This is a genomic window from Lysinibacillus sp. 38-6 (assembly GCF_046245175.1).
GTDB lineage: Bacteria > Bacillota > Bacilli > Bacillales_A > Planococcaceae > Lysinibacillus.
This window is the reverse complement of sequence record NZ_CP176417.1, coordinates 3703904-3720872: the sequence shown is the minus strand read 5'-3', so window position 1 is coordinate 3720872 and position 16969 is coordinate 3703904. Positions and strand designations below refer to the sequence as shown.

Here is a 16969-nt window from a genome sequence, read left to right as displayed (position 1 = left end):
AATGACTAATTCCCGATAATTCTCTATAATATTAGTATATATAGATTACCCAAGGAGATCGAATAATCATGAGTCTTAAGCACAAATCATTTACAATAGATGAACATTATATAAATTCACTTCCTTTTCCTGCAATTGTCATTAAACAAAATGGACAAGCAATCATTTCGGGAAAACATGCTGAAGAACTTTTTGGCTTTTCAGTCAATGACATTACAGGAAATACTACTCCATCCATACATGAAAATCTACTAAGAAATCTTTCAATTGAGACGTTTCAATCGATTTTACAAAACGAAGAAAGTACATATATAGACAATATTCAAGTGTACACACAGTCAAATGAGGAAATACCGTCAGCATTGCTGGCAAAACCATTTTTTGAACAAGGTGAACACCTGATTCTCATTATGTTTATGTTACCAGAGTTAATGATTAATTCGGTTTCCAACAGCAGTACTTACGCTGACTTAAAGCAAGGTTTAGATTCTACATTTATGACCGTAACGCTCGATCGTGATGGATTCATATTAGAATGTAATACCGAGTTTCTAAAAATTAGCCAATGGACACCAAAACGAGTAATCGGCAAAACCTTTTGGCAGTTATTCCCTGAAGATGAAGCGAGCGAAAAGATAACCAATATCATTTGGCGCAATTTGAATAATGGTCATACGTGGCAAGGCGAAATTGAAAAGGTTACGAAAACAGGACAGTCCTATTGGGTACTACTCACTGCCATTCCTACTTTTAATTTAGAGGCAAATGAACAACAATTTATTTTAATTGAAAAGGATATTACAAAATCTAAAACGATTCAACATCAGCTTGAAAAAATCGCTTATATCGATACAGAAACAGGCTTAATGAATGCTCACCGTCTAGAAAAAGTCATTTCTCAAATGATAGAAGAAGAAAAACACTTCTCCTTCGTCTATTTAAGTATCGATAAGTTTTACACATTAAAAGAATTACATGATCAACAACTTAACCAAAGCCTTATTATTGAATTTACAAACCGTATTAAAATGTACTTCCAAGATAGTACGATGGCACGTATTAACGAAAACGATTTTGTTGTCATTACACCATTAAGTGAATGGTTTATTCAAGGTTTCTTGTCCTATTTACAACAACATCCGATTTATAGCAGCAATATCGCCGTACCTATTTCCATTAGCGGTGGTATTACACGCTACCCTGAGGACCAAACAACCTTCTCTCAACTTATGAAGGCATCCATCGCTACGATTACTAACGTACGTGAAGCTGGTGGGGACAAAATTGTCTCACTTTCAAAAGCAACACATAAAGCATTGAATCGAAAAGCTTTAATTGAAAAACGCTTATTGCAAGCACTTGATCAGAAAAACTTAAAAGTCCTTTACCAACCACAAGTGGACTTAAACTCAGGTAAAATTACAGCTGTCGAAGCGCTAGTACGTTGGGAAGATGAGGAAATTGGCGTAGTGTCACCAGATGAGCTTATTCCAATTGCTGAAGAAACAGGGCTTATTAACAATATCGGGTCATTTATGTTAGAAAAGGCTTGTGAACAAGCACTGATTTGGAAGAAAGCGGGGCACAATTTAAAAGTGGCGATTAACTCGTCTGTCCGTGAATTCCGTGACAAAAACATGGCCAAGTCAATGCTTGACATGTTAGCGAAAACAAATTGTCCAGCAAACCTTATTCAAATAGAAATTACAGAGAAATTTGCATTAGAAGCAGAAGCTGCAACCTTTATTACACAGCAAATGCGCAAACTTGAAAACGAGGGAGTCGCTTTTGTATTAGATGATTTCGGTACTGGATACGGTTCATTCCGCTATATGCAAATTTTACCGATTGAGACATTAAAAATTGATAAAACCTTTACTAGTTCGCTACTAAAATCCGAAAAAACGCAAAAGCTTATGCACGGCATGGTACAACTAGGCAAGTCTATGGAATTAAAAGTGGTAGCTGAAGGTGTGGAAACAGCCGAACAAGCTGACTTGTTAGTCACTTATGGCTGTGATGCGATGCAAGGTTTCTATATTAGCAAACCGGTGACACCAGAAGAAATTGAAGCATTACTTGTAAAATAATACATGCGATAAAGAGCTGTTCCTAAGTATACAAACTTAAGAAACAGCTCTTTTTAATAAGAAGTATATTACTTCTTGTAAGACTTTTGTAATTTAGCCTTGCTCGAACGTACAGCTCGAAACACAAACTGCATGAATACCTCTGCAAAAACTAATCCCATCACAATGGCACCGGTAATTAAAAACGCCTTCAGCCCATACTGTAAGCCTTGTAAATAATCATCCTCGACCACATTACGCATTGCATTGTAAGCCATCCCCCCTGGTACAAGTGGAATGATACCCGCTACAATAAAGATAATCATCGGCATTTTAAAGCGTCGTGCATATAAATGCGCGACAATCGCAATGATAAATGAACTAAAAAATGATGCGTCTACCACATCCATGCCACGCTCTGTTAATAGATAATAAATAATCCAGCCAATAACACCTACAAATCCACAATGAAACAAAGTTTTTCTAGGTACATTAAAAATAATCGCAATACCTGCAGTTGAAAAAAAGCTTACGATTAATTGTACGATTATATCCATTTCTTCCGCCTCCTAAAATGATAGGATGACGGCAATTGCCGAACCGATAGCAAAGGCTGTTAAAAATGCCTCCGCTCCCTTTGCCATCCCTGACATAAAATGACCTGCCATTAAATCCCTTACCGCATTGGTAATTAAAATACCTGGCACTAATGGCATTACAGAGCTAATAATAATTTTATCGAGTTCTGTACCATAGTTAAATTTCACTGCAAAAAAAGCAATGCTACCAACAATTAACGACGCCGTAAATTCTGAGAAAAATTTCACTTTTGTTAAATGATTTATTAAAATAAGTGTGAGAAAGCCAAATCCACCTGCTATAAAGGCTGCGGGAAAATCTGACCAACCACCCTTAAACATAATCAGAAAACAGCCACTTGCAAGTGCTGCGGCAAATGCTTGTATATAAATTGGTAAAAAATAATTTGTTTTTTGTATCGACTTTAGCTCGTCATAAGCGTCTTCTAATGATATTATGTGAGATGTGAGTCTTCTAGATACTGAATTTACCAAGGATATTTTTTGCAAATCTGTGACCCTACTGGAAATCGAAGTGATTCTCGTCGGCTGTGTCTTACCTAACGAAAAAATGATCCCTGTAGGTGTAGCATAACATTGCGCATCTAGCATATTTTGAGATTGTGCCATACGCAACATCGTATCTTCCACACGATATGTTTCTGCACCACTTTCAATCATAATTCGTCCTGCAAGTAGCAAGCAGTCAATAGTAAGTTCATTATCCACTTCATGTGATTGCATTCCAGTTATCTACCTCCTTCAAAAGGTTCCTTGCATATAGTAACGAACTGCAAATAAAAACTCAACAAAAAATCTTCGATATATCAATTATATTTTGGAATAATTGTATCTGTCGCTAAATGATACGATGTCTTCAAATCAAAATCCATTTATTAATCGATTTTTAGTGGGCTTTATTTTGTAAAATAGGGTTTGCTTGAACAAGTATTTTTACATACTTTTCGTGTTGCTTATGAAAAACTGTTACATATACTATATTTTTATTGTATTTCTATTTAATTCAAAAAAATTTCGTAGATTTCTATAACTTTTCCATAGTCTCACACGTCTGATTTTATAGAAGAATAATTTTAGAAAGGAGCATTTTACCTTGTTACAGGTACGCAGAAAAAGACGCGGTCCATTAATTGATTTTCTGTTAATCGGACTCATTGTTACATTAATATCCATCATCCTTGTCATTATACTGTCTAAGGACGATTTTAAGTTCCAAAAAATTAGTGCCTCAAAAGACACAGCTGGTGAAACTACAAGTAAATTATCCACAGAAAACTCTGCGTTTCCAGGCATACGTATTGTATCTGACGTTTCTAAAGACAAACGTACACCTTTTGCCTTACACTATCCACAAACAGAGAATAAAGTTTTTAACGATGCCGTCCTACAATATATTACGGATGCTAAAGAAAACTATCTGTTAGCTATGGCAAAAAATAAAAATAAAGAAGCATCAGGTGAGCTTACGATAAATATGGAAACCTTCCCCTATCATGAACATTACTATTCCTTTGTCCTGACAAAAATGCAGTATTTAGGTGGAGCAAAACATGACGTTTCAACAACAACATTTTTCTTTAACGAAAAGACAGGTGAGCAAATTAGTATACAGACGCTATTACAGAACGATAACAATAACCTGGCAACTTTAGCTGCGTATGTTCGCAAAGACTTACAGCAAAACGTACAGTTAAAGGATCAGCTGAATCCACAAGAGGTACTTAAAGTAACCGAGCCAAAGTGGGAAAACTTTAATCGCTTTGCCATTATCGATGACTCCATCCATTTTTACTTTGATGAAAATGAAGTAGCAAGTGGCTCAGCAGGTGCACCAATCGTCAAGCTTTCTCTATCGCTTATTAATCCATTGCTAGCTTCAGATTTTCAGATTGCTATGGAGACGATGGAACCTACAAAGCCTACGACACCAGGCGATCCAAATGTTAAACGGATTGCATTAACGTTTGACGACGGTCCACATCCGAAAGTAACAGAACAAATTTTAAATACGCTCGATAAATACCATGCTAAAGCTACGTTCTTTATGCTTGGCAGTCGTGTGAAGAACTATCCTGATATCGCGAGAGATGTGCTAGCGCGTGGTCATGAAATCGGCAATCATACATGGAACCATCCGGTATTGACTAAAATGCCAATGGAGCAAGTACTAAAAGAATATACGTCTACTGCAAATGAAATTGAATTAGCACTCAATCAAGGTGCAACTGTTTTTAGACCTCCATATGGCGCTACCAATGATAACATCAATGCACAAATTCCTGTTCCAGTCGTACTATGGAGCATCGACACATTGGACTGGAAACATCGCAATTCACAATTAGTATTAACATATATTAAAAATAATTTACACAACAATGCCATCGTTTTAATGCATGATATTCATCAATCCACTGCAGATGGTCTTGATGCTGTTCTCGCCTACTTACAGAGCGAAGGCTATGAATTTGTGACTGTATCTGAAATTCTCCCATATCGTCAATAGGAAAATAGAAAAGTGTTAGATTGACTGTAATCAATCTAACACTTTCTTTTTTTGTAAATCCCTACAGGTTGATTGGCGATTTACGGGCCTTTACTAGCGATTTCCTCTGTCCTATCAGCGATTCCTGGGCTTCTATCGGCTATTTCCCCCATCTTATCAGCGATTCGCGGGCTTCTATCGGCGATTTCCCCCATCTTACCGGCGATTCACCAAATTCTATCAGCGATTTCGTTAACTCACTGCTTATTTAATAATTAATGTATCGAGCGCTTTGAAATCGTTCAGTTGGTAGCTTTTCACTTCATTGCGTGCAATTGTATATAAAGCATCTCCTACATACACTACACGTTGTACAGTTTGCTCCCAATTTTCGTACGGCTCATTTGTGTTTTTAGTCATGATATTTCCTTTTAGAACAATACCTTTTTCCGCTGTAATTTCATAAATTTGTGCGCCCTGACCTTGGTATTTCACTTCATCGTCACTTTCCGCTTCGTAAAGAACGACTGGGAAGCCGAAATAATGATAGTCTTTATGACGGAACAATGCTTTTGGATTGTATTGCACATCCGAATAAGAGCCTTTACCGCCTATTTTCACCGTCGATTGCTCTTTAGGATTGTTGAAGTCTGTGACATCAAATAACGACATTTTCATATTCGTCGTGACCGTGAAATTACTTTTCGTATAAGCGTCAAAGCGTTCTTCCGTGTCATAACCAATTCCGATAAGATGCGTATCATCTAACGGATGTAAATAGTTACTATACCCTGGGATTTTCAGTTCTCCTAGCACCATTGGTTTTCTCGGGTTCGCTACATCGATGACAAATAGTGGATCCACTTGCTTAAATGTTACGACATACGCTTTTTCGCCCATAAAGCGTGCTGAATATACTTTTTCCCCCGGCGCTAGATTTTTCACTGCACCAATTTCTTTTAAATTTTTATCTAAAATAAACAGATGATTGCGGGAAATATTTTTTTCGTCCCACATATTGCCCTCTGTTGTAACAATGCGGAAATTCCCCTCGTATTCATCCATTGAATATTGGTTTAACACAGAACCTTTGACTTCACTTGTGCCGACAAAGTTCAAGGCTGTTCCATCTACGTCCCATTTAAATACTTGTGTATTATTGGATACAGGCATCCAAATTCGATCCTTCATTATGCCGCCTGTTGGCACTACTTGATTGCCTTCATAAATGGGCGTTGTTAAATAAAGTGCATCTTGTGACATATAAAGGCCACTACTACCACCTAAATAACCTTTTGTATTCGCTACAGTTTTAACGCCATTTTTTAAACCGACTGCCGTAATTAAACTATAAGTGCCGTCCATTGTGTTTGGTAAAATTGAAATTTTATCAACAGGCAAGCTATTATATTCTTTGCTTACAGCACTATCATACATTTTCGGCTTTAAATCCGCTGTGCCTTCTTCTTGCAGTATCCAATAATTCGGATGCATAGTGCCGATTAAATACAATGTATCATTTGTAATACGGATATCCTGTAAATAACCTTCTTGAGCCACTTCTCGGATTAATTGTGGATTTTTCGCATTGGTAATATCGTAAAACATGGCCGTCGACATGCTTGTGTTTGCTTTTTCAATATATTCTTCTCCGATAGCAATTAACACATTATCGTATAACGCTAACTTCGTAATATATTGAGATTCCTTTTGTTTAATTGTTGTTGCCAGTTTTAAACTTTTTGGATTATTTGCATCAACAACCGTTATAACTTGATCTTTAATAGCGTAAATAAAGCCATCTTTGACAACAACTATATCGCCTTCCTCGACACCTTCTACTTGGTTGTTTGTTGTAGAAGCATTATCAGCTAAAGAAGCGCTATCTTTACTACTTGAAGCACTATCTTCACGAACACTCATTTCTCTCTCTACATTACCATTTGCCACGAGTGCTTCAAAATATTGTTGCAACTCTTTATCGGATTTGACAGCCTCTAGTTTATCAATCACCGTAAAGTCAATTTCATGCGTTTTTGTTTTAAGTGAACTATAAGCAAAAGCTTCTTTTTTTACATGTAATTGATAACTTCCCGGCGACAGTTTACTAACAACAAGCGATTTTTTATCATCCCCCAATGTAATCGTTGCTGCCACCTTTTGCCCCTCTTTATCGGTAACATAGACATATTCATCCGTTATATTTTTAGTCTTTAATGTTTGTGTAAAAGATACTGCCCAACTTTGCGTTGACATAATGGTACTTGCCGCTTTAGCATGTGCCGTCGGGGAAATCATTACTGTGAATATCCCAGGCAAGACAGCTAAAACAACGATGATCATGATAGCTAACCATTTACCTCTCATTATTTTCCACCCCTTCATATACTTGTTTTTTAATTAGACTATTTCAAGGATATAAAGTTACATTTTAAGAAAAAATTTCATAAAAATAAAAGCAAATACAAAATCTACAGTAGGTATAATTTTCAGAATTGTTTGAGTGCCTGTCACTCATATTAAACAAAAATAACAAAAGGCATCTGGAATGTGTCTTCCTGGATGCCTTTTGTCAGTTTCGCTTAGCGTTTAAATTTCAATGTACTTCGTTTACTCTTCAAACGGCCACTTTGGTAGCATTTTGGCTAATGGCTTATCATGACGTCGACCAAGAACATAATCGGCTTGCATAATGGTATGAATTTCACGTGTCCCTTCATAAATAACTGGCGCTTTCGAGTTGCGGAGGAAACGTGCAACCGGGTATTCATCTGAATAACCGTACGCCCCATGAATTTGCACTGCGTCATCTGCGGCTTTATTAGCAAAATCGCAAGCTTGCCATTTTGCTAATGACGTTTCCCTTGTATTACGAATACCGTTATTTTTCAACTCGCCGACCCGATAAACGAGCAAGCGACTCATTTGATAACCCGCTTCCATCTTGGCGATCATTTGCCCGACAAGTTGGTGTTCGCCGATAGGCTTACCAAACGTCTCGCGCTCATGACAATATTTCACACTAGCTTCAAGACACGCTTGAATAAGGCCAACTGCGCCTGCTGCCACTGTAAAACGACCGTTATCCAGCGCAGACATAGCAATTTTGAAGCCTTCCCCCTCTTCACCTAAACGATTCTCAACCGGAATGCGGACGTCCTCAAAAAATAGCTCGCCCGTATTGCCAGCACGGATACCATACTTACCTTTAATCGCCTTAGAGGTAAAGCCCGCCATTGAGCGTTCTACAATAAAAGCACTAATACCATGATGCTTTTTAGATTTATCCGTATAGGCAAAAACAATAAAATGATCAGCGATATCGCATAAAGAAATCCACGTTTTTTGCCCATTTAACACATAAAAATCACCATCTCGTACTGCCGTTGTTGACATGGCTGCTACATCAGAACCCGCTCCAGGCTCGGTCAGCCCAAAGGCCCCAATACGTACACCCTTCGCCTGTGGCACAAGATATTGCTGTTTTTGCGCCTCCGTCCCCCACTGCATAAGCGTCATACTATTTAACCCGATATGGACGGATACAGCTGTTCGAAAAGCTGTATCCCCGCGTTCTAGTTCCTCACAAACGATGGCAAGCGCATTATAATCCATGCCGCTACCACCATACTTTTCCGGTACACAAACTCCCATTAAGCCGAGCTCAGCAAGCCTTGACCAAATGCCTGCATCAAAGCCCCCCTCGGCATCCCACTTTGCAATATGTGGCATAATCTCATCGTCAACAAACTGGCGGACGGTTTTCCGCAGCATTTCTTGCTCCGCTGTAAATTCGAAATTCAATGCCCTCCACCTACCATTTCACAATCATTGCCGACTTATGAGATGTTTCTTTAATGACAACACCACGTGTTGCCATTTCTTTAATGTACCTTTCACCTGGCACAATCGTTTCTGGAGCAAAGACACCACGTTTTGTAATTGCCCCTTCTCCAATCATTTGAGCCACAACAGAAATTGTATTCGCTGTTGCACGAGCCATCGCCGTTTCATTATTTGTCATATCTTTACGTACAACCATTTCGTATTCATATGTGACCTGCTGTTGTGCCTTCTCACCTGCAACAATTACCCGTAATAGTACCGCATCAGGCTTTGTTCCAAGTTCTAGCTTTTTCTTCAGCGCTTCTCTGACAACCGCTCTTACAGGTACTTCCTGATTTTCTACTTCTACATTATTGCTAGCATCTAAAAATCCTAAATCAGCTAACAATTTAAATTTCTCAGCATGCCCTTTATAACGAATTGTTTTATATTCTAATGTGTGGACATTCGGGAATGTTTTATAAAGCGTGGATATACCACCCGATGTATAGAATGCCTCCAGCACACCAAATCCATCGAAATAGATAGGCTCAATGCCCGATAGCGATGGTACTTCTTCTAGTTTACCTTTTTGAATCATTTTAGAAGGCTGGGTATAGTGGTCAAACACCCCTTCTAAAGAAAAGACACGTGTATAGTGAAGTGGCGGTTTCGGTTCTGTTGGAATACCACCTACGTAAAGTTTAATCGATTCAACTTCATCTAATTTCGTTGCACCATAGCCTGCTAATATGTTGACCATGCCCGGCGCTACACCTAAGTCAGGAATAATCGTCACGCCTTTAGCTTGTGCGTCTTCATGTAATGCCAAAATGTTATCCGTGACACCACCAATATGCCCGCCTAAATCGACTGAGTGCACACCAGCTTCAATTGCAGCCCTCGCAACGCGTTCATTAAATGAATAAAACAGTGCATTGACTACCACATTGCCTTTTGCAATAACCGATGTTAACGAGTCATCATTTTCTGCATGAAGCTCCACAACTTCCACTTTATTTGTATTTAATGTATCAACAAAGTTTTGAGCTGTCTTTACATCGATATCCCCTAAAATGACACGTTCAACATTATTATTTTTTATTAAATCACGAGCTACTTCTTTCCCCATCAATCCTGCACCTAATACAACAACTTTCATCAAGAACATCCCCTTTCATTGATCTGTTATTTTGTATCGATTTGTGCTCTTTGTAATTTTCCACTGTAGTCAACGTAAATGCTCTTCCATTCCGTGTAGACGTCCAGTGCTGCAACACCGGAATCACGATGGCCATTTCCTGTCCCCTTCGTGCCACCAAAAGGCAAATGGATTTCTGCACCTGTTGTACCTGCATTGATATAAACAATACCTGTATCTAAATCGCGTTGAGCGCGGAAAATTGTATTAACATTTTGTGAGAAGATAGAGCTTGATAAGCCAAATTTCACACCGTTATTGACTTCAATTGCTTCGTCTAAGGATGCAACTTCAATTAAAGAGACGACAGGACCAAAAATCTCTTCCTGCGCGATAATCATATGAGGCTTTACATTTGTAAATAATGTTGGTGCATAGTAAAAGCCTTTATCGTAAGGTGCCTCATTTAAAATTTTGCCTCCTGCTAATAACGTTGCACCTTCCTGTTTACCAATCTGTACATAATGATTAATTTTCTCCAATGCCGCTCTATTAATCACCGGACCGATTTTCACACTTTCATCTAAACCGTCTCCTATTGTTAAAAACTGCATTGCTTCTAGTAGACGATTTTCTAATTCCTCTCTTACATCTTTATGCACAATGACACGACTACATGCTGTACAGCGTTGGCCAGCTGTGCCAAATGCACTCCATAATATCGCTTCTGTAGCGAGCTGTAAATCTGCATCATCCATAACAATGACAGCATTTTTGCCGCCCATCTCTAGCGAAATTTTCTTTAAATGCTTTCCACCAAGTTCAGCTACCTTACTACCTGTTGAAGTAGAGCCGGTAAACGATATGACCTTTACATCGGGATGCTCAATTAATGCTGTTCCTACGGTTGGTCCCGTGCCAAAAACAATATTGGCTACCCCTTCTGGCAAACCTACCTCTTCAAAAATTTTCCCCATTTCATACGCCATCATCGGTGTTTCATTGGATGGTTTCCATATGAACGTATTGCCTGCGACAATAGCAGGGAAAGACTTCCACGTAGCAATAGCAACCGGGAAGTTCCACGGCGTTATAAGGCCCACTACGCCTATTGGTGCTCGCACGCTCATAGCAAATTTATTGGCAAGCTCTGACGGCGTTGTCTCCCCAAACAAACGTCGTCCTTCTCCTGCCATATAATAAGCCATGTCGATGCCTTCCTGTACCTCGCCTCTTGCTTCTTCAATCACCTTACCCATTTCTTTTGTTAAAACGGTCGCCAAATACTCTTTCTTTTCCTTCATCTTTTGACCGATGGCATATAAATAGTCTGCACGCTTTGGTGCTGGCACAAGTGCCCAATTTTTTTGTGCTGCCTTCGCTACAGTAACCGCTTCCAATACTTCGTTTGCAGTTGAGAGTGGTATTGTTGCTAAGTGCTCTCCATTTGCAGGGTTCGTTACTGCTATACGTTGTAAATGCGAATGTGTAACCCACTTACCACCGATATAGTTTTTGATTTCCATTACAAACACCCCCTGATATGTCTATGATGCCTTGGCTTTGTATACGTCGCTTGCGCTTTTTTGCGCACTACATCGCGTGTATAGTTGTGAAATGCCAAAATCCCGATTTTCCTTATTGCGCATCGTCTGCAAGCAATACCAATCGGTGCCATTTGCCAAAGGCTTTATCTTCGTTATCAGTCATCTAAAAAAGTGCATTATTTCAACACTTTGAGAAACAACTGACCACAAAGATAAATAATACACATTCTAGTTTTTTATATTCGACATTTTCTATCTTATTCCCTTTTTTTCTAAAATTATTAATTATGTAATGAAACTAAAGTGACCAATAATCGTATACATTAACATTACAAGAAATTGGAGGAATTACACGATGAATAACCATGAAATCGACTACAAATTATTTGGAGATGACATGCAATATGTGCAAGTTGAACTTGATCCACAAGAAACGGTAGTAGCAGAAGCTGGTGCTTTAATGATGATGGATGATGCTATCCATATGGAAACAATTTTTGGTGATGGTTCAAGAGGCAGTTCCCAAAGCGGTTTTATGGGGAAATTACTTGGTGCAGGAAAACGATTAGTAACAGGTGAAAGCTTATTCATGACTACCTTTACAAACGTTGGGACAGGAAAACGCCATGTTTATTTTGCATCGCCATATCCAGGTAAAATTATTCCAATGGATTTAAGTCAACATAAGGGTAAAATTATTTGTCAAAAGGATGCTTTTTTAGCGGCTGCAAAAGGTGTTTCCGTTGGGGTTGAATTCCAGAAGAAAATAGGTGTAGGCTTCTTCGGTGGTGAAGGCTTCATTATGCAAAAGCTTGAAGGTGATGGTATGGCCTTCGTACACGCAGGTGGGGCAATTCATCAAAAAACGTTACAACCTGGCGAAGTATTACGTGTTGATACGGGTTGTTTAGTCGCAATGACATCTGATGTTGATTACAACATTGAAATGGTTGGCGGTGTAAAAACTGCACTATTTGGTGGTGAAGGTATTTTCTTTGCAACTTTACGCGGTCCTGGTACTGTTTGGGTTCAATCATTACCATTTAGCCGATTAGCAAGTCGTGTCTTTGCAGCTGCTCCAATTTCGCAAGGCGGTGGCGGACATTCATCAGGTGAGGGCGGTATCGGCGGACTATTTGATATGTTTAATAAGTAACCATACTCCAGGTAGCTGATTTCTTGTTAGGGTTGCTTCCTTTCGATAAAAGGCAGCAACCCTACAATATCTAAACCACTTTAGTCGATTCTATTGGATAACGGCTTGCCCTGCCCATAAGCCATCAGTGCATTGACATTCAGCATTAGCATAGCCGTTCTTGTTTTCAATGAAGCGCTCCCTATATGTGGTAATGCAACAACGTTAGGTAAGGTTAACAACGGATGATCTAATGTAACGGGTTCCTGTTCAAAAACATCAAGCCCGGCAGCCCAAAGCTTGCCATTCTTCAATGCTTCATAAAGAGCCTGTTCATCAATAATTCCTCCACGCGAAGCATTAATTAATACAGCATCTTCCCGCATTAACGCAAGCTCCTTCGCGCCTATTAAGCCAACAGTATCACTATTATAAGGTGTCATAATAACAACAAAATCAGATTTCGTTAAAAGGTCCTCTAAGGATGCATAGCGAAAGCCATACATTTCTTCTGCTTCATGGCGTCGTCTACGGTTATGATACAAGACGTTCATATCAAAGCCTTTCGCTCGTCTTGCAACCGCCTGACCGATACGTCCCATGCCGATAATCCCTATCGTCGAACCCGATACATCTTTACCAACCAACTGCATTGGATACCAGCTCTCCCATTTACCCTCACGTAAATAGCGCTCACTTTCTGGTATTCTACGTGCAGTTGCTAGTAATAGACCGAATACTAAATCAGCTGTCGTATTTGTTAAAACACCTGGCGTATTCGTTGCCATTATGCCTTTTTTGCGCAGTGCCGGCACATCAATATTATTAAAACCAACTGCTAAATTTGTTACTAGCTTTAAATTGGGGGCGTGTTTAAGTAGTTCCTCATCAACTTGATCTGCAATCGTTACCCACAATACTTCGCAATTCGCTACGGCAGCTAAAAGTTTGTCTCGCGGTATAACGGTTTCTTCTTCTTGCCATTGTTCGATATCATAATATTCCTCTAAAGGCTCAACAAATTGAGCAGGAAATTTACGTGTAATAAATAATTTCTTTTTCATATTTCAACACCCCTTATTCATTTCCCCATGTTGCCTTTAGCGTAACACTAATATTGTAAGGTCACAAGCAAGCTTTTATAGCCAATCTTTGCATTTAGCAAGTTGAAAATATGTATTTTATAGCTTTTTGTAAATCTATCCTCGATTTAGCTGAATTCATCCTACTGATACGTGATTTTATCCTTTTTAATGTGAAAAAGTGTTCGATTGACTGCCTTCAATCGAACACTTATTTTATTGCCGTGGATATCCGCCTAGGTGGCTCTTTCCGCGGGCACTCACGTAAGCCGCAACCCGCTTGTTTCGTCTTACATTGTGTGCTGTTCTGAGCAGGAGTCGCCCCTTTTGCTACCATCAACTAGCGTTTTATAGTTGTCCTCAATAGTGGATGCTTTCCGCTCAGTATGTATACCACATTAAACCATACGCACTAGAAATCACCCATGGTCGTCCTTTACACTTATGTTAATTGTGAAAAGACTTTAATCTTGCTTCGTTAGAAATCTTTAATCGTCGCATCAAGGCGACTTGCGGCACGTTCTAATTGCTCCGACGATTCGCCAATCGATTCAATAATATTCGCCAACTCAGTTATTTGACTTCCGACATTTTGAAAGTTAACGATAGAGCCTTCTACCGAGCCTGATATGGCATCAAAAGCTTTTAATGAGTTCAAATTTTGCTCAATACTATTATTAACGAGTTCCTGAATTTCCTGAATCGCTTGCACAACATGTTTCGTAATGCCATTGGACATACCGATTAAATCTGCAATTTGTTCCACAGATTCCTTCGTTTGGTCTGCTAGCTTCCGCACCTCATCCGCCACGATTGCAAATCCTTTTCCATGTTCCCCTGCTCTTGCCGCTTCAATAGCGGAATTTAATGCTAGTAAATTTGTCTGACCCGAAATACTTTTCACCATTTCAATGACTTTATTAATTTTTGAGGAAGAATCGTTTAACTCCTCCACCATCATCGCCATCTCAGCTGTCTTATCATTTATTTTTCCTGATTGCTCATTTAATAAGACGATTTTTGAATAGCCTTCCGAAGAAACCATTTGCATTGTTTTAGCTTCATTAATACTTTCCTTTAAGTAGGCATTCACTTGTTTCGTACTCGAAATCAGCTCCATAACTGACTCATTTGTTTCATGTGATTGGACCTCTAATTGCGTCGATATCCCGCCGACAATATCCTTGATATGTGTTCGTACACTTTTTCGTTGCTCCTCTACTAAAGCATCGGAGTAGTTGTTATATTCTTCTAGAACAATTTGCTGTTCAAAATTACAAATTTTACTGATAGCGTCGCAAAACTTTTCCTCTTCCCCTTTTGCTAACTGTAAATTATATACAATTTTAAGTAAAGATTTTTCTAAATTTTGGAATGCTGCTAAATACCATTTTGGATATAAATTTATTTTGACGTGCATCTTCCCAACACTTCGCCGTTTTTCTATAAAAGCATTATCTATTCGCCCTTCAAACATTTCAATTATATGGTGACGAAGTGTTTGGCGAAGGCGCTCACTTGAACTGTGCTTTTGAATAACCTCTCGCAAAGAAGGTACACTTTCTACAGCGTTATAAAACGTTTCAACGACTTCCACAACATGTTGCTCGACATATGGTTTTAAACTTTTTATTAACTGTAAATCCTCTTTTGTGAGATTGACGAGATGCAACTGTAACAGACGCTCCTGATCTTGTATAATTACACCTGTATTTGACACATCATTGATAGCAATCGAATTTTGCTTAGGTCTATTCTTAAATTGAAACATCTCTCCACCCCATAAAATAATTTATTGTATAAATCTAAAGATCAATTATCAGAAAATGGATGATGACCTTCTTAATTAATTATAGAGTTTTTCTAATACTAGATACAATAGTTCAGTAAGAATTATCTACCCAACCACCAAATGTCACTAACAATACATATTAAATAAGCATAAATACCTTATAAATTATCATATATTTGATATTAAAATGATAAATATAATATTTTTATATTCAGTATCGAAGTAGAAATATTTAATTCCAATAAAAAAGCCACTCATTGTTGTGACAATTGAGTGACTTTTTTCATTTACATAAAAATAATAATACTTAGTACCGCAGCTAATACCAAGCGATAGATTGCAAACGGCATTAGTTTTACTTTTGAAATGAGCGCTAAGAAAAACTTAATAGATAGTAATGCAAAAACAAATGAACTAATAAAACCGACTACATAAAATCCTAAATAATCCATTGAAAGTGTATCCCAGTTTTTCAATACTGATACGAGACTCGCACCTGCCATAATTGGAACAGCCATAATAAATGTAAAATCAGCCGCTACACGGTGACTAATACCAAAAAGAACGCCACCAGAAATCGTTGCACCCGAACGAGAGAAGCCTGGCCATAATGATAAACATTGCACTAATCCAACTTTAAACGCCATGCCATAAGAAATATCATCTAATGAATTAACTTTAGGTTTTCTTGGCGCAAATTTATCGGCTGCAATCATTAAAATTGCCCCAGCAACTAATGCATATATAACGTGCTCTACTTTAAATAAATGATCATCAATAAAGTCTTTAAATGCAAAACCTAGTATAACTGCTGGCAGCATACCAACAATGACATGCATTAAATTGAAGCGACCTTTCATTGATTTTGGTTGTCCATCGATATTGTATAAACCAACTAAGCTTAACATACGCTTCCACATCACGACGATAACCGCTAAGATTGATCCTAACTGGACAACGATTTTAAATGTATTGGCCGGATACTTTCCTAAAAACTCCTCTGTCTTTAACCACATATCATCCACAATAATCATATGACCTGTAGACGATACAGGAGCAAACTCTGTCATCCCTTCGACAAAGCCCAAAATAAGTGCCTTTAATAATTCAATTATATCCACTATGTCACCTTACCTTTAACGTTATTCTACATTTGTTTTCTGTGGGGAAAACAGCTTTTACAGCATTAACTAATGCACTTTGTGCTTTCAATTTTAATCCGACCTCTAGTTGATTAGGGCGAAACATCAACATAAGTAAGACGGTATTGTTAAGAATGCACCAACCTATTATAAGC

At 38.4% G+C, this 16969-nt stretch carries 12 protein-coding genes; 3 read left to right on the top strand and 9 right to left on the bottom strand.

Annotated elements, in window-relative coordinates:
* The first annotated feature begins 68 nt into the window (after nucleotides 1-68).
* Nucleotides 69-2090, top strand: a complete 2022-nt coding sequence (locus ACKVEV_RS18915; protein ID WP_409367755.1) for an EAL domain-containing protein — start codon at nucleotides 69-71, stop codon at nucleotides 2088-2090.
* Nucleotides 2091-2158: 68 nt separating this feature from the next.
* Here ACKVEV_RS18915 and ACKVEV_RS18910 read toward each other — a convergent pair whose 3' ends face one another.
* Together ACKVEV_RS18910 and ACKVEV_RS18905 are read right to left on the bottom strand one after the other, a co-directional pair.
* Complete coding sequence (locus ACKVEV_RS18910; RefSeq protein ID WP_409367754.1) at nucleotides 2159-2626, bottom strand: threonine/serine exporter family protein; 468 nt, start codon at nucleotides 2624-2626, stop codon at nucleotides 2159-2161.
* Between the two features lie 12 nt (nucleotides 2627-2638).
* A complete protein-coding gene (locus ACKVEV_RS18905) occupies nucleotides 2639-3391 on the bottom strand; it encodes a threonine/serine exporter ThrE family protein (protein WP_409367753.1) in 753 nt (250 codons plus the stop codon).
* Nucleotides 3392-3761: 370 nt separating this feature from the next.
* Between ACKVEV_RS18905 and ACKVEV_RS18900 the strand changes: the two genes are divergently transcribed.
* Nucleotides 3762-5171, top strand: a complete 1410-nt coding sequence (locus ACKVEV_RS18900; RefSeq protein ID WP_409367752.1) for a polysaccharide deacetylase family protein — start codon at nucleotides 3762-3764, stop codon at nucleotides 5169-5171.
* A gap of 243 nt (nucleotides 5172-5414) precedes the next feature.
* On the opposite strand, the gene ACKVEV_RS18895 is transcribed toward ACKVEV_RS18900, so the two are convergent.
* The 4 genes from ACKVEV_RS18895 to ACKVEV_RS18880 all read right to left on the bottom strand — a co-directional run bounded on the left by ACKVEV_RS18895 (nucleotide 5415) and on the right by ACKVEV_RS18880 (nucleotide 11642).
* Nucleotides 5415-7517: a beta-propeller domain-containing protein gene (locus ACKVEV_RS18895; RefSeq protein WP_409367751.1), complete on the bottom strand. Its 2103-nt coding sequence runs from the start codon at nucleotides 7515-7517 to the stop codon at nucleotides 5415-5417.
* A gap of 243 nt (nucleotides 7518-7760) precedes the next feature.
* Nucleotides 7761-8954 (bottom strand): acyl-CoA dehydrogenase family protein, encoded by a 1194-nt coding sequence (locus ACKVEV_RS18890; protein ID WP_409367750.1) that lies wholly within the window; start codon nucleotides 8952-8954, stop codon nucleotides 7761-7763.
* Nucleotides 8955-8964: 10 nt separating this feature from the next.
* A complete protein-coding gene (locus tag ACKVEV_RS18885) occupies nucleotides 8965-10137 on the bottom strand; it encodes a saccharopine dehydrogenase family protein (RefSeq protein ID WP_409367749.1) in 1173 nt (390 codons plus the stop codon).
* Nucleotides 10138-10163: 26 nt separating this feature from the next.
* The gene (locus ACKVEV_RS18880) at nucleotides 10164-11642 is read right to left on the bottom strand and encodes an aldehyde dehydrogenase family protein (RefSeq protein ID WP_409367748.1); all 1479 of its coding nucleotides are present in this window, start codon (nucleotides 11640-11642) and stop codon (nucleotides 10164-10166) included.
* 376 nt (nucleotides 11643-12018) lie between these two features.
* Between ACKVEV_RS18880 and ACKVEV_RS18875 the strand changes: the two genes are divergently transcribed.
* Nucleotides 12019-12819, top strand: a complete 801-nt coding sequence (locus ACKVEV_RS18875; protein WP_409367747.1) for a TIGR00266 family protein — start codon at nucleotides 12019-12021, stop codon at nucleotides 12817-12819.
* A gap of 80 nt (nucleotides 12820-12899) precedes the next feature.
* Here ACKVEV_RS18875 and ACKVEV_RS18870 read toward each other — a convergent pair whose 3' ends face one another.
* From ACKVEV_RS18870 to ACKVEV_RS18860, 3 genes are all read right to left on the bottom strand, one after another.
* Nucleotides 12900-13862, bottom strand: coding sequence for a 2-hydroxyacid dehydrogenase (locus ACKVEV_RS18870; RefSeq protein ID WP_409367746.1), 963 nt, complete (start codon nucleotides 13860-13862; stop codon nucleotides 12900-12902).
* A 496-nt stretch (nucleotides 13863-14358) separates the two neighbouring features.
* Nucleotides 14359-15651 carry a protoglobin domain-containing protein gene (locus ACKVEV_RS18865; protein WP_409367745.1) on the bottom strand — a complete coding sequence of 431 codons (1293 nt, stop codon included), beginning with the start codon at nucleotides 15649-15651 and terminating at the stop codon, nucleotides 14359-14361.
* A gap of 308 nt (nucleotides 15652-15959) precedes the next feature.
* Nucleotides 15960-16793 (bottom strand): undecaprenyl-diphosphate phosphatase, encoded by an 834-nt coding sequence (locus tag ACKVEV_RS18860; RefSeq protein ID WP_409367744.1) that lies wholly within the window; start codon nucleotides 16791-16793, stop codon nucleotides 15960-15962.
* Nucleotides 16794-16969: the final 176 nt, after the last annotated feature.

Excerpts from the sequence above, each read along its gene's own strand:
- ACKVEV_RS18915 (WP_409367755.1), top strand. The coding sequence starts at position 69 with ATGAGTCTTAAGCACAAATCATTTACAATAGATGAACATTATATAAAT.
- ACKVEV_RS18910 (WP_409367754.1), bottom strand. The coding sequence starts at position 2,626 with ATGGATATAATCGTACAATTAATCGTAAGCTTTTTTTCAACTGCAGGT.
- ACKVEV_RS18905 (WP_409367753.1), bottom strand. The coding sequence starts at position 3,391 with ATGCAATCACATGAAGTGGATAATGAACTTACTATTGACTGCTTGCTA.
- ACKVEV_RS18895 (WP_409367751.1), bottom strand. The coding sequence starts at position 7,517 with ATGAGAGGTAAATGGTTAGCTATCATGATCATCGTTGTTTTAGCTGTC.
- ACKVEV_RS18885 (WP_409367749.1), bottom strand. The coding sequence starts at position 10,137 with ATGAAAGTTGTTGTATTAGGTGCAGGATTGATGGGGAAAGAAGTAGCT.
- ACKVEV_RS18880 (WP_409367748.1), bottom strand. The coding sequence starts at position 11,642 with ATGGAAATCAAAAACTATATCGGTGGTAAGTGGGTTACACATTCGCAT.
- ACKVEV_RS18875 (WP_409367747.1), top strand. The coding sequence starts at position 12,019 with ATGAATAACCATGAAATCGACTACAAATTATTTGGAGATGACATGCAA.
- ACKVEV_RS18870 (WP_409367746.1), bottom strand. The coding sequence starts at position 13,862 with ATGAAAAAGAAATTATTTATTACACGTAAATTTCCTGCTCAATTTGTT.
- ACKVEV_RS18865 (WP_409367745.1), bottom strand. The coding sequence starts at position 15,651 with ATGTTTCAATTTAAGAATAGACCTAAGCAAAATTCGATTGCTATCAAT.